This is a genomic window from Balneola vulgaris DSM 17893 (assembly GCF_000375465.1).
GTDB lineage: Bacteria > Bacteroidota > Rhodothermia > Balneolales > Balneolaceae > Balneola > Balneola vulgaris.
In genome coordinates, this window is the sequence record NZ_AQXH01000001.1 from 1,430,897 (window position 1) to 1,445,407 (window position 14,511).

13 protein-coding genes and 1 other RNA gene are annotated in these 14,511 nt (G+C 39.3%); 11 read left to right on the forward strand and 3 right to left on the reverse strand.

Annotated elements, in window-relative coordinates:
* Positions 1 to 18: 18 nt before the first annotated feature.
* The 9 genes from B155_RS0106140 (at position 19) to B155_RS0106180 (ending at position 8,382) form a co-directional block, all read left to right on the forward strand.
* Positions 19 to 534, forward strand: a complete 516-nt coding sequence (locus B155_RS0106140) for a low molecular weight protein-tyrosine-phosphatase (protein WP_018127373.1) — start codon at positions 19 to 21, stop codon at positions 532 to 534.
* The gene (locus tag B155_RS0106145; protein ID WP_018127374.1) at positions 527 to 1,381 is read left to right on the forward strand and encodes a fructosamine kinase family protein; all 855 of its coding nucleotides are present in this window, start codon (positions 527 to 529) and stop codon (positions 1,379 to 1,381) included. The genes B155_RS0106140 and B155_RS0106145 overlap by 8 nt, the downstream gene beginning before the upstream one ends.
* Positions 1,371 to 2,120: a helical backbone metal receptor gene (locus tag B155_RS0106150; protein ID WP_018127375.1), complete on the forward strand. Its 750-nt coding sequence runs from the start codon at positions 1,371 to 1,373 to the stop codon at positions 2,118 to 2,120. Before B155_RS0106145 ends, B155_RS0106150 begins: the two co-directional genes overlap by 11 nt.
* Positions 2,121 to 2,265: 145 nt before the next feature.
* The gene (locus B155_RS0106155) at positions 2,266 to 2,640 is read left to right on the forward strand and encodes a DUF1801 domain-containing protein (protein WP_018127376.1); all 375 of its coding nucleotides are present in this window, start codon (positions 2,266 to 2,268) and stop codon (positions 2,638 to 2,640) included.
* 81 nt (positions 2,641 to 2,721) lie between these two features.
* The gene (locus B155_RS0106160) at positions 2,722 to 4,401 is read left to right on the forward strand and encodes a tetratricopeptide repeat protein (protein WP_018127377.1); all 1,680 of its coding nucleotides are present in this window, start codon (positions 2,722 to 2,724) and stop codon (positions 4,399 to 4,401) included.
* Positions 4,402 to 4,530: 129 nt separating this feature from the next.
* A complete protein-coding gene (locus B155_RS0106165; protein ID WP_240386254.1) occupies positions 4,531 to 5,163 on the forward strand; it encodes a DUF4292 domain-containing protein in 633 nt (210 codons plus the stop codon).
* Positions 5,160 to 6,479, forward strand: coding sequence for a murein hydrolase activator EnvC family protein (locus B155_RS0106170; RefSeq protein ID WP_018127379.1), 1,320 nt, complete (start codon positions 5,160 to 5,162; stop codon positions 6,477 to 6,479). The genes B155_RS0106165 and B155_RS0106170 overlap by 4 nt, the downstream gene beginning before the upstream one ends.
* Positions 6,480 to 6,531: 52 nt before the next feature.
* Entirely contained in the window at positions 6,532 to 6,999 is a 468-nt protein-coding gene (locus B155_RS0106175) for a hypothetical protein (RefSeq protein WP_018127380.1), read from the forward strand.
* Between the two features lie 9 nt (positions 7,000 to 7,008).
* The gene (locus tag B155_RS0106180) at positions 7,009 to 8,382 is read left to right on the forward strand and encodes a M28 family metallopeptidase (RefSeq protein ID WP_018127381.1); all 1,374 of its coding nucleotides are present in this window, start codon (positions 7,009 to 7,011) and stop codon (positions 8,380 to 8,382) included.
* A gap of 56 nt (positions 8,383 to 8,438) precedes the next feature.
* Here the strand turns inward: B155_RS0106180 and B155_RS0106185 are convergent, their stop codons facing one another.
* Positions 8,439 to 10,028 carry a Ppx/GppA phosphatase family protein gene (locus B155_RS0106185; RefSeq protein ID WP_018127382.1) on the reverse strand — a complete coding sequence of 530 codons (1,590 nt, stop codon included), beginning with the start codon at positions 10,026 to 10,028 and terminating at the stop codon, positions 8,439 to 8,441.
* A 65-nt stretch (positions 10,029 to 10,093) separates the two neighbouring features.
* On the opposite strand from B155_RS0106185, the gene B155_RS0106190 reads away from it, so the two are divergent.
* On the forward strand, positions 10,094 to 11,041 hold the full coding sequence (locus tag B155_RS0106190) for a YheT family hydrolase (protein WP_018127383.1): 948 nt from the start codon (positions 10,094 to 10,096) through the stop codon (positions 11,039 to 11,041).
* A 90-nt stretch (positions 11,042 to 11,131) separates the two neighbouring features.
* A complete protein-coding gene (locus tag B155_RS0106195) occupies positions 11,132 to 12,085 on the forward strand; it encodes a YpdA family putative bacillithiol disulfide reductase (RefSeq protein WP_018127384.1) in 954 nt (317 codons plus the stop codon).
* Positions 12,086 to 12,133: 48 nt separating this feature from the next.
* Here B155_RS0106195 and ffs read toward each other — a convergent pair.
* An RNA gene (gene ffs / locus B155_RS13730) (signal recognition particle sRNA small type) lies at positions 12,134 to 12,234 on the reverse strand.
* Between the two features lie 84 nt (positions 12,235 to 12,318).
* Entirely contained in the window at positions 12,319 to 14,511 is a 2,193-nt protein-coding gene (locus B155_RS0106200) for a CHASE2 domain-containing protein (protein ID WP_018127385.1), read from the reverse strand.

Below are 14,511 nucleotides of genomic sequence, written 5' to 3' on the forward strand. Positions count from 1 at the left end.
CATTAAATTTTTTCTCCAATGCCTAACTATCATCGTCCAATTACAAAAAACAATCCATTTGCAATCGTTTTTGTGTGCTTAGGGAACATTTGTAGAAGCCCAACAGGCGAAGGGTTATTGTTGCACAAAGTAAAAGAGAAAGGCCTAGCATCTTATTTTTACATCGATTCTGCAGGCACAGCCGCTTATCATGTAGGAGAACCTGCGAATAGTAAAAGCCAAGCTACGGCCAACAACCATGGGGTTCATCTCCCATCTAAAGCAAGGCAATTTGAATATGCCGATTTCAATGAATTCGACCTCATTTTGGCTATGGATGCTGAAAACTATAAAAACATCAAAGCATTAGACCGGAATAACCGTTTCGAAGACAAAGTGAAGATGATGAGAGAATTCGACCCTACCCCTGAAGATGGAAATGTACCTGATCCATATTATGGTGGACTTCAAGGCTTCGAGAATGTATATCAGATCATAAACCGAAGTTGTGATGCTCTTTTAGACGAACTTACTCCACTCATTGAAGATGATTAAGTCCGCTATCCAAGATGTAATTGAAGGTGAGTTTAATGCGGAAATTACGTCTGTTCATCCCGTTCATGGGGGTGATATTAATGACGCATATCGAGTTACACTACAAAACAGTAGTGTCTACTTTATAAAGGTTAATGACCGTTTTGACAACATGTTTGAAGTAGAAGCTAAAGGACTTCAAATACTCAGAGACGCATCACATTCACTCATAATCCCAGGGGTTAAATTCCATAACCATGAACTGTTGATTTTAGAATTTTTAGAGGAGCATAAATCACCATCCTTTGAAGACTCCTATAATCTAGGGATCGGATTAGCAGAACTGCATGCAAATACCTTCACTTCCTTTGGTTTAGATCATTCCAATTATATTGGCTCGCTGCATCAGCAAAATAATCATCACTCAAGCTGGGCTGATTTCTATATCTCTGAAAGAATTGAACCACAACTTCGGCTTGTTCAGAAGAAGGGAAATCTAGAATCCATTTCTCCTGCACACCTACAAAAACTCCATAAATGTGTGGATGCTATTTGTCCCAGAGAGCCACCTGCATTATTGCATGGTGATTTATGGAGTGGGAACTACTTCTTTACTCAACAAGGGCCTGCTATATTTGACCCCGCTATCTATTATGGGCATCGAGAAGTGGACTTAGCAATGACTAAATTATTTGGTGGGTTTGATTCGAGTTTTTATGAAGGATATACATCAAAATCGCCCATTCAGCCTAACTTTAGTGATCGAATAAACCTTTACAATTTGTACCCAATGCTAGTACATGCCAATATCTTTGGCGGACATTATGTTGAAAGAGCAAAGCAGATTATCTTTGAATATGTCAGATAAAAATAACCTTCGAATCGTTTCATTAGTACCAAGCCTAACAGAATTGCTCATAGATTTGGGCTTAAAAGATCAATTAGTAGGTCGTACTCGATTTTGCATTCATCCTGAAGATCAAGTTCAAGACATCCCCATTATGGGAGGCACTAAGAATCCCAACATTCAGCGAATACTGGATGCTGAGCCGGACCTGATTATTGCCAACGATGAAGAAAACAGAAAAGAAGATGTTGAAGCCTTAATGAAAAAGGTGCCGGTTTATGTAACACACATCAACACCATTGTGGAGGCTCTTCATGAAATTGAAAATTTGGGAGATAGATTAAATGTTCAAAAAACGGCGCAAAACCTAGTCTCTGAAATTCAATATCTATTGTCTGAATCGGAAGCGACTTCTCCAATCAACACCGCGTACTTTATTTGGAGAGAACCTTGGATGGTAGCAGCAAACCATACCTACATCCACGATGTTCTAAGGCATTACCAATTAACGAATTGCTTTTCAGACTACAGTAGATATCCTGAAATTGAACTCCAGCAATTGAAAGAGGCATCACCTGAGCTCGTACTCCTAAGCAGTGAACCCTATCCCTTCAAAGAAAAACACATAAGCGAAATCAAAGAATATGTTCCTAACGCCCACATTGAGTTGATTAATGGGGAATGGTTCAGCTGGTATGGGTCAGGAATGCTCAAAGGTTTTAAAGAGTTAAATGCCTGGAGACGAAAAATAAAAATCTAAGCTCTGAGCAATAAAGTCGTAACATTCTAGTTTTTTAATCGTCTTAATGGCAAGCAATCGACTTTAGTTAAGAGAGACTATTCACTAAGAGAGTGGCCTTCGAAAATTTTCGGAGGCCATTTTTTATTTATTTATATATTCTTTCATGCATGAAGTAGAAGCCTATATCGAGCAATTTGAGGGAGATCAATACGACGTGCTCCACTACTTACATAAATTGCTTAGCTCCTACCCCACCCTATCTCCAAAAATTCGTTATAAAATTCCATTCTATTATCAGAATAAATGGGTGTGCTATTTAAACCCTATCAAAAACGAAGCTATTTCTTTGTGTTTTTTGAGAGGCTATGAACTGTCTAATGAACATGGCATTCTAGAAAGTAAAGGCAGAAAACAGGTATTAAGTATCGATTTCAAATCAATAGACGAAATCCCAAAAGCGCTACTTCACGACACCATTAAAGAAGCACTTTATTTAGATGAGGTCATTCCTTATAACCCTAAAGGAAAATCCATATAATAAGTGCTGTAATACTATTACCTTCTTCATCAAGCTACACTACTTGTACACTTACAAAGTTTATTGCCCGTTACTCAAACCATGACAAAAACTGTTTTCATATCCCTTCTTCTAGTAAGCTTAAGTGCATTCAATGCCTTTGGGCAAGTACAAAGTGCGAACGAAGTGGATGGAACTTCCATGTACATTCAAGGCATGGAGGCATTTCAATTAGGGAATCTGGAGCAGGCTGAAGAATACTTACTTGGTGCTTTTGAAAAGCTAGGTCCTCTCGAAGGTCTAAATTTTGCGCTTGGCGATTTGTATCTAAGCCTCAATAATTATGCAAAAGCATCTCTCTATTTAAATCAGGCGTTAAAGATTGACCCCAAAAATAAATGGTACAGCCTAAAGCTGATCGAGGTTTATCAACGAAATGGGCAAATCCAACGGTCGATAGATGAATTGGATAAATTAGTAGATCTATACCCTAACGATGACTCACTTAAATGGAAGCTGATTGACACCTACACTCAAATTGGGAATTATCAGACGGCAAATAAGATGCTCCTTCAATTACTCAATACTAGAGCTGATCCTTCTCAAGTTCACTTAGCCCTATTCAATAACTTTGAAGCACTTAATAAAAAAGATTCTGCTTTATTACACCTTCAAAAGCTACATGCTTTAAACCCTTATGATTTAACAACCAGTGAATTATTAAAGGCATATTCTACTAATCTTAATGGGAGTGAGCCGATATCATCACAAGGCGAGAAGAAAGAATACACCCCTCAAGAAGTTATTAGTCGAACTCAGGCTCTACTAAATGAATCACAGTACGATTCTGCCAAAACTTTCTTATTAAATCAGTTTCGCCTTAGCACCAAAAGTGATTATTCATTCAGTATTCGAATTGCAGAGTATTTAAAAAGTCTTCAAGACAACTACTCTGAAAAACCTAGGTTAGCTGAAATTACTCATGAATTTTATTCTGAGGTATTCAATGAATCTCCACAAAACAGCCAAATTTATGCTTTGGGTGGTGAATTTTATGCAACCATATTCCAGTACAATAAGGCACTCGAGTTATTAAACACTTCAATTGCACTTTCTTCCACTAATGAAGCTGCGTGGAGGTTAAAGCTGCAGATTTTAAGTACTCAAAACGATTTTGAAGCAGTTATAGAGCAAGGAAGAATCGCAAATAAAGCACTTCCAGATGACGCCTATATTCAATTTTTTGTTGGTTCAGCTTTTTTATTCCAAAACAATTCAAATACAGCTATTGAATGGTTAGAACGTGCATCCCGTGCTCCAGCTCAACGGCCTTTCAAATCGCTTGTATTCATCACTTTGGGAGATGTTCATGCCAGTCTTGGCAATAATGACCTAGCCTCAAGAAACTTTGAGTTGGCTCTCCGGTATGATCCAAATAACAACAACGGCAAAGTTCGATATGCCAAATACCTCATCCACCAACAGTCTGATCTTCAAAAGGCAGAGCAATTATTGCAAGAAGCATTAACTAGTTTGGATGGCAACAGTGACATCAAAACGGTGTTAGGCGAATTGTACTTCAGTAAAAATGACTATGAGCAATCTGTCGAAACTTTATTGAATGTAGTTGAAGGTGGTGAAGCATCTGCTCATACCTTTGAAATTTTAGGCAACGCCTATGAGCAGCTAAACAATTTAACAGAAGCCAAAAAGTGGTGGCGGCAAGCCCTTCTAAAAGACCCTTCGCTAGAAAAAATCCAAAAAAAGATTCAATCCCTCTAAATGTTCTCTCAGTCCATTAAAATATCATCCCTCTTATATTTTGTAATTTTTATAGGGTGTTCTTCGGCCAGTCGGTTATCAACAAATCAAGATTTTGAACCCGTTGCTAAAAGTAGTTATGACTCTATCATGACTCAAATTCCGAACTACACCGAAAGCTTGATGAGTGTTAAAGGCAAAGGGCGCGCAATTGTAAGTGAACCTGGCAATAATGATCGAATTACCGTTGATTTCAATGCCAATCGTGAATTGAGTTTGCTAGATATTAAAAACAGAATCGGTATTGAAGGCGGAAGCATGCTTGTTGATTCGGACTCGCTGCTATTGTACAACAAAGTAGATAAGTACGCTCAAAAAGTATCCATTACCGATGGGCGAGCTACTAGTCTGAATGAATTAGCTTCACTCAATTTCATTTATTTGATGAATTTTACGGTTCAACCTATCGAGATGTCATCCATTTACCAGACCGATGATTCCTATATAATTGCCTTAACCAATGGCGGACGTGTGTATTCATCAAAAAAAGATGGCACCATTCAACGGGTTGAACAATCACCCATATCAGGGTTACCCTACTCTACTTTAATTTATGATAGCTATGGTGAGATTGATGGGTTCAAATTGCCTAGAAAAATCACCATATTAAGTGCAGATAAGAGTTCACAGGTTGTATTTCAGATTCGAAGCCTTGAAATAAACCCTTCAAATCTTAATTTAACACTAGACATCCCATCTGATATAAAGATCCAAAGACGATGACAAATAGACTTCATATTAAGCTTATTGGGTGTTTACTTATACTTGGGGTATGCTCCTCTCTTGGTTTTGGTCAAACTTATGACCAGAAACGCGAAAAGATTCTAAAAGAACAGGAAAGCACCCGTGCTGAGATTAATGTTCTAGATGCACGCATCAAAGCCTATCAACAAAGGGTTGCAGAAGCCGAAGCAAAATTCAATAAATCTTATCGTCAGTTTGAGAATTTAAACAGTCTAATTGCCTTACAAGACGACAAAATCGGTTCGCTCACAAAAGAACAAAAACAAATTGAAGAAGAGATTGAGTTAACACAAACTGAGATTGATCAACGTGAAAAAGAACTCGACATGTTGATTGAAAACTATAAGAAAATCATTCTTTTTGCCTACAAGAATGGGCGTTCAACAAATTTAGAGCTCTTACTTACAGCCGACTCATTCAATGAAATGTTGGTACGTTCTTACTATCTAAAGAAATTCGAAGAGCAAAAGGCAAAACAAGCTCAACAAATTCGAAAACGCAAAGAAGAACTTGACCAAATTAAGATCGACCTCCGTCAGAGTCTGAATAAAAACAAAGTTGTGCTTCAGCAAATTACTGAAGAAAAACAGACGCTTAACGGACAGCGTAGCCAACAAAAGAAAACTGTTGATACTATACGAAGTCAAAAAAGCACACTCGTTGCTGAACTCACCAAAAGCAGGCAACAAAAAGAAGCGCTACAAAATGCTTTCAATGAATTAATAGCTGAAGCAGACGAGATTGAAAAGCTTGAAAATGAACGACTGATCAAGTTAGCTCGCGCTCGAAAAATTGCGGATGAAAGTGTTCGAAACCGCGAGGTAGCTAAGTATTCGAAACCTATTGTACGAGAAGCAGCCGTTACTTCCGAAATGCTATTAGCGGATGAACAAAAATTCGCTGCCTTAAAAGGACAGTTACCATGGCCCGTTTCAAGCAGAACGATTTCTAAAAAATTCGGGAAAACAAGAAACCCTGTATATGGTACAGTAACTGAATATTTAGGAGTTAATATCGTAACCGATCCTGCAGCTCCTGTTAAAGTAGTTTCTGATGGCTACGTTTCACAAATCGCCCCTATTACTGGTTTTGGGGATGTTGTATTCGTGAAGCATGGTAGTTACTATACCGCTTATGGAAACTTGAGTAAAATCAACGTTTCGAAGAACCAAGTTCTTAAAGCAGGTGACATTGTTGGGCTTTCAGGTGTTGGTGTGTCGCCTATGGGTGAGAATCTATTATTCGTGGTTCGCCATAAAGACTACCAAGACCCAATGGGTTGGTTACAAAAATAAACCCGAGCTTCAGTATATTCTGCCTTTACCTAAACTTAACTAATATCTACTAGTGGATAATTTACCTCGCTTTTTTTTCTATCTCTCAGGCATCTTAATTGTAACCGTTGCCTTCACTTTATTTACTTCCGAGCTGTTGGTTCTTATTAACAACGGCACGGCCTTAGGAACCATTTTATTTTTTGTATTCGGGCTTATCTACATGAATATCGTGGTGATTACTTCACGTCGATTCATGCGAAGATTAGATGGCCCAACGATAGCACCTTATTTGTTTGCTATCATTACTTTTTTACCACCTTCTGTATGGGTTTACCTTTACCAAGGTGGCGCTAATGCCTCTCCACTGTTGTATGTAATGATGCTTATAATAGCATGTGGAACGGGCGCATATTTTGGGCATAGACTAGGGATAAAAGCCCAAATACAGTTTCAAGATGATTTAAAAAAGCATTTTGAACAAGAAGAACGATTGCGAAGTGACTCTCCACAGACCAATAACAAACCTACTGAAAACTAACTTAATACCATGAAATCTATTAGATACATCTTTGGTGCAGCTATCGCACTATTATTAGGAACAACGGGGGTCTTTTCTCAGACAATCACCCCTGATGAATTACATAAAATTGGCGTCGCTCCTTCCGCAGAGCGTATAGAACGTGACATCCAAACCCTAGTTGATTTTGGAACACGACACACCCTTTCTGACACCGTTTCAAATACGCGCGGCATTGGTGCTGCTCGCAGATGGATCAAGGCAGAATTTGAAAGAATTTCTGAAGCCTGTGGAGGTTGCTTAGAGGTCTTTTACGTGAGCGATGTTATATCAGGTCAGCGACGAATTCCTGAGCCCGTTAATATTGTGAATGTTGTTGCCATTCAGCGTGGAACTGCCGATCCAAACCGCTTTGTAATGATGAGTGGTGATATCGATTCTAGAGTTTCAGACCCACTAGACGGTGTATCAGACTCACCTGGAGCAAATGACAATGCATCTGGCATGGCAGGTGTAATTGAATCAGCACGTGTACTTACTCAATACGAGTTTGAAGGATCTATCATGTATGTAGGTTTATCTGGGGAAGAGCAGGGTTTATTTGGTGGTAAGATTTTAGCCGACTACGCACTTAAGCAAGGTTGGAGAATCAAGGCTGTACTTAATAACGACATGATCGGTAACATCAAAGGAATTAACGGTGTCATCAACAATACTACAGCACGTGTATTTTCTGAAGGAACTCGAAAAGTTGAAACAGAAAGAGAAGCAAATACTCGCCGATTTACAGGTGGTGAAGTAGATTCCCCATCAAGAAACATCGCACGCTACGTGGATAAAATGGCGGATTTATATATCCCAAATTTAGACGTTATGATGATTTATCGTCTTGATCGCTTTGGACGTGGTGGGCACCATAGACCATTTAATGATGCAGGTATTCCAGGTGTTCGTATCATGGAAACAAACGAAAACTATGTAATGCAGCATCAGGACTTAAGAACTGAAAACGGCATCAAGTATGGTGATACAATTGACGGTGTAGATTTTGATTATGCCGCAAAATTAACTGGCCTAAATGCAGTAACTATGGCAAGCATGGCTTGGGCTCCTAACCCACCTGCTAATGTGCAAATTCAAGGCGCTGTTCGTCCTAGTACCACGTTAAAATGGGATGCATTGAATGCCGAACAAAACCCACAGTTAGCGGGCTACAAAATTTACTGGAGACTGACGGACTCTAACCAGTGGGAGAAAAGTGTTTTTGTACCTGCAGGTACTACTCAACATACCCTTGAAAATGTTGTTATTGACAACTACTACTTTGGGGTAGCATCTGTTTCTAAAACGGGCTTTGAGAGCCCTGTTGTATTCCCTGGACCCGCAGGAAGTTTCGGAGAATAAAATATATTCCCAACCATATTGAGCAGAACTCTTATAGGGTTCTGCTTTTTTTATGGCTATCGAACCGGGTTAATTTCTTCAACTGTGATTTTTATTTTCTTCCCAGTCACTTCTCGCAACAGATTGGCTTTTCGAGTGGCTCCCCATATCTCTAACTGAGGATCCGATTTCACCCAAATTCTGAATTCTATTTCATCAGCTCGGTTCTCAATTACTAAGTTTTGCACGTTTTGATAATGGCTTCTATCCAAACCATCTGCTACTCTCAAAATCCCAGACAGCTTTTTGATTCTCTTTCGCGTTGAAGCTTTGAGCTTCCAATACTCTAAATGCCTTTTCTTAGGAGTAGACCGACGATGGTAACGAGCTACGTTCGCCATAATCTCAATTTCATCTTCTTTGAAGCCTTTCAGTTCAGCATTTCGAATGATATATAGTGCATGCTTGTGATGCGCTGAATGAGAAATATGATACCCTATATCATGCATATATGAAGCATACTCAAGCAGTTCTCTATCATTATCTGTCAAACTGAGTTCGTCTTGTAAAACGTCAAAAAGTTGTAACGACATATTTGCAACATGAGTTGAATGCTGTTGATGCCAATTACATTTTCTAAGCAACTCAAATACACTTCGTCTTCTTGGATCTGCTAAATCACCTTTCCAAGGAATCCCGATCATATCCTTTCTCAAATAACGAATGATAATCCCTTCTCGTAAGGCTTGAGTTGAGATCTTCACTTTCTGTATGTCAAACTTCTTAAGTAAAAATTTGACTAAGACTACCCCGGTATTAATAAAATCTAGACGCTTTAAATCCAGACCTTTAACCTTTCTTCGCTTTGCGCGATCAAGCTTTATGAAATCGGCATAAAATTCGAAAAAATCCTCTGCGCTATACTCTAACTCATTTAAAGTGACATCTATGGGTAGGCCTTTACGAGCGGCAATCATGGTAGCAATATTTTGCATGGTACCAGATGAGCCAATTATCACATCCGTAGGATGCTCTTTAATTGCTTCTCTAATCGATTCGGTCTGCTTTTCGTAGTGATTCTCTAATTCCAGAATATCGGCCGTTGTTATAGGGTCGGATGGCTTGTAGATATCGGTCATTCGAGACACCCCTATTTTTCTACTTAGGGTGGTATAAAACTCTGTAGCATTCCCCAAGATGAATTCAACACTCCCTCCTCCAATATCAACCATCAGTACTGGGTCTCGGTCTAGTTTTATTCCGTGCTGAACTGCATACCCTATCAGTTCTGCTTCCACATATCCAGGAATTGCATTAATCTTTATATCTAACTCATCAATACTTCGTTGAATAAACTCTCCCCCATTCTCGGCCTCTCGAATAGCACTGGTTGCGTAAGCTAATATCTCCTCAACATTATAGCTATCACACAGCACTTTGATATTTTTCAAAGCCTTCATCCCTCTTTTAAATGCAGGCTCAGCTAATCTTTTTCCTAAACCACCCTTAGCTAACTGAACCATTTCTTTGAGGTCGTCAACGCTTCTAAAACTTCCATCAGAGTATAAATCGGCGATAATCGCATGGAATGAATTGGTTCCTAAGTCAATGGCAGCAATTCTTTTTATGGGTACGGGAGCTTCTGTTGTATGCACGTCTGTATTCAAAAATTCGCTTATTCTTATTTCAAGCTATAGATACACAAAAGCTGAAAGTTTTGGTAATTTAAGACATGATTAAAATCCAAGATGATATTCAATTTGAACCATTTGCACCAATCTGGTGGGCTCCAGAAGTTCATAGCCAAACAATCTTCGCCTCATTTAGCACCATTGCAGACCTACAGCCAGAACGCATTCAAATTGAAACTCCTGATGATGACTTCCTCGAATTAGATGTACTCATTCAACCCACTAGCACTGCTATTGTAGTTTTATTCCATGGTTTAGAGGGATCAAGTCGTAGGCATTATATTCGCAATTTAATGCACGCCCTTAGCAAGCATGGGATTTCTTCGATTGGCGTTAATTTCAGAGGGTGTGGTGATACGCTAAATATTCAGCGTCGAATGTACCATTCAGGAGCTACAGAAGATTACCACACCGTATTTAAATGGGTTCGGGAAAAGTATCCGGATTTAAAAATTCACACCGTTGGATTTTCATTGGGAGCTAATGCGCTTGTGAAGTATTTAGCAGAAACCAACCAAAATAACGCCATTTCTAAAGCCGTTGCTGTATCACCACCCTATAGCTTAAAAGCCGGTTCTATTAAGTTGAACCAAGGCTTAAATAGAGTGTATCAATATAAATTCTTGAGGACATTGGTTCAGAAAGCTCAATTAAAGAAACAGCAATTTGCTGACTTCCCAACTTTTTCTGGTTCTACTTTATATGATTTTGATGATCAAGTAACTGCACCTGTACACGGTTTCAAAAATGCTGAAGACTATTATGAGCAATGTTCTTCATCAAACTTTTATGCACAGATAAAAACACCTCTTTTACTTATCCACTCAAAAGTAGACAGTGTTTGCCCTTTCGACTTTGCCCCATTAGAGGATATCCATTCGAACGCTCACATCCATCCAATTTTTACTGAACAAGGTGGTCATGTGGGTTTTCTTAGTAAAAAGGAAGGATGGTTGAATAGAGTAATATTGAAATGGTTGCTTCACTAAATCTATCCACCTCATCAAGGAGTTTTATCACATATCAACTCAAATGACCTTATCTTAAAGCCGTTGATTTAACTCTTACACAAAAAGTTCATGGTTATAATTATTGGTGCTGGTCCTATTGGATTGGCCACAGGTATTCAGCTTAAACAGAGAAACATTCCTTTTAAAATCATAGAGAAAGGATGCCTTGTTAATTCTCTTTTTAATTACCCTACTAATATGACCTTCTTCTCCACTTCCGATCGCTTGGAAATTGGTGGAGTCCCATTCATTTCGCATGGTCCTAAACCAACGCGGAGTGAAGCCCTTGAGTATTACCGTAGAGTGGCTGAAAGCTATGAACTACCTATTCATCTCTATGAGGCTGTTCAGGCTTTAGAAGGCACAGACGGTGACTTCACTGTTACTACAGACAAAGACATCTACAAAGCTTCAAAAGTTGTAGTTGCTACAGGCTTTTATGGTAGCGCTAATATGATGAACGTTCCGGGAGAGGAACTTCCTAAAGTGAAGCATTACTACGATGAACCACATCCTTATGCATGGCAAAAGGTGTTAGTAGTAGGTGGGGGTAATTCCGCTGTTGATGCAGCACTTGAATGTTATCGTGCAGGTGCAGAAGTGAGCATGGCTGTCAAATATGACACCATTAAGCCAAGTGTGAAATACTGGGTAAAACCTGATATCGAAAACCGAATCAAAAAAGAGGAAGTTAAAGGATACTTCAATACTACGGTAAAAGAGATAAGAGAAAAGGAAGTAGTACTAGACACCCCAGATGGTGAGAAAATCATTAAAAACGATTTTGTACTCGCTATGACGGGTTACCACCCTAACTATCCTCTTATGGAAAAGCTACAGGTTGAGCTTACTGAAGACGAAAAGTGCATGCCAGTATATAACGAAGACAGTTTAGAGACTAAGCGTAAAGGGGTATATGTAGCTGGCGTAGTTTGTGGTGGCTTAGATACGAGTCGTTTATTTATTGAAAACTCGAGAGTACACGCGGATCAAATTGCCGATCATATAGAAAAGAATCTATAAATGAGATTGGGATTATTTCTCGAGGTAGGTAAATATTGAGAAATAAAAAAAGGGCAAGCGATCTATATCACGCCGCTACGACCAAATTACCGCTGCTGCGTTCCCGCCCTGACGGAGTTCAAAGGGAGCTGGCTGTATAGGACTTGCCCTAAAAGGGCCACAAAGATACGGTTTATAATAGACAAGGTTCAACTTTAATTCGAAGATAATTAGAAGTCTTCTTGCCTAACCATTTATTTGGATTTCATTACATACACCCCGTCCCAATCTGAAGCTGGGGGGTCGAGCTTTAATTGCTTACATCGATTCAAAAATATGAGTGATGGATTGTTCGGGTGCCGCTCCAATGTTGATGATTTCTCGAATGTTTGAATTGCTAGGTCCCACTCTTGATTAAAGTATTTTTCCAGACCCTGTTCAAATAATCCAATACAATCCATGAGTTCCTGATCAGCATCACTTCGAAGGTCCGCAATTTCGTACATCTTTACGGGTTGAGTTCTCCCTTTCACAACGATGTTATCAAGGTATCTAAACACACAATCATCACCGTGCTTCTCTGCCTCCACTTTCGTCGACTCTGTAACCATTGTGTATACACCAAATGCTTTAGCTCCGCTCTCGCAACGCGCCGCTAAATTCACATTATCACCCATCATGGTATAGTTAAACCGACGGTTGGATCCCATATTCCCGGTTACCATTTCCCCTGTATTCATACCCATTCTATTTTTCATTTGGGTAACGATCTCAGGCCAGCCATCCCTCGCCCATTTTTCTCTTAACAGAACAAGCTCCTTCTGCATAAGCTGTGAGGATATACATGCCCTAAGTGCGTGATCTTCCATAGGAACCGGGGCACCAAAGAATGCTACAATGGCATCCCCTATATACTTATCTAAGGTACCGCCCTGATCGGTTAAGATGTTGGTCATTGAAGTCAGATAGTCATTAATTAACTGTACCAATTGCTTTGGTTCTAACTGTTCTGAAAAAGTTGAAAACGATTCTATATCACTAAAAAATGCCGTCATATAGGTGTCTTCACCACCAAGTTGTGGCTCCTTGCCCGACTCAACCATTTGTTGAACCAGCTTAGGAGAAACATAAGAGCTAAACATCCCTTGAATGCGTTTCTTCTCTTTCTCTTCAACAAAATACTGATAGCCAACAGCCCCTGTTTCGGTTAAAAATAGCACTAGAAGAATTGAGGTTACATTTAAAAACAGGCTCATTCCTAAGAACATGTGAATGCTAATAAATACATAGCCCCCCATTAAAACTAGCATGATAGCTACTCCCCATTTTGCGCCATACAACCAGTTCAATAGCGCAAGTAAAACGGCTCCGATGCCCATAAATAGCAACACACTCCATGCACTCTGCCTACTTAAATAATTGCCATCGAGAATTGTTTGAATGGCATGTGCATGAATCTCATACCCTGGTCGGGGCAGTTCTCGTTTAGAACCACTTGCAGAGACTTCAATTTTAGGTAGCGGCGTTTTATAGAAATCTTTTAACACCTGCATGGTTGCCCCTACAATCACAATCTTATCTTTGAATACACCATCATATAACAACCCTTCTCCAAAATCGGGATCATCAAAGGTATTCATGTCAAAACCGGCTTCACTTTCCATTCTTGTAGTGTATTCGGGATCATCGATGATGTTTGAGAGATCATAAATAGGGAAATATCCTTCTTCTCCGTAGTAATTAATGATGAAGGAATTTGCAGCGTCTTTCTTGATTAAGTAATTGCCCAACTTGAAGTAAGCATCTTCTGAAGCTGCTAATTCATCGATAGAATCGCGAGGAATATCTTTGAATTTAGCTAAGGCCTCGAGTCCAAGTTTGTAATAGGATTTCCCGTCGTGATTTTTTCCAAACGAATAACTCCTAATGGCGCCATCTTCATCTGATTGCACATCCACCATTCCCACAGATGCATATCCATTATCCAACAATATATTTTGTGGAAATAAAAGCTCAATCTGACGACTATTCGCCACCTCTTCGTCTAGGATCTCGCCGGCCAATACTACATTTTTATTATCAGCGATGGCTTGAGCAAATAACGAATCATTCTTTAAATCATATTGATCGGGCTGATCGAAGATTACATCAAATACAATGACTCGAGCGCCTGCTTTATTCAAATTCTCAATCAGTTTAGCATACACATTGGTAGGCCAAGGATACTTCTCGGGGATCTCATAATCTGCTTCTTCACTGATGGCCACGAGTACAATGGGAGAATCTTCAATTTCTAAAGGACCTCTTAATTCGAACAGAAAATCTCTAAAATCAAGCTCAACCGATCTGATGGTAGGGATATTGGAAAGTAAAACAGTTAATAGAAAGGCCACTCCTGCAATCAGGACGTAAACACCTATGGGTTTTCTGCGTTTATTTTGAGGCAT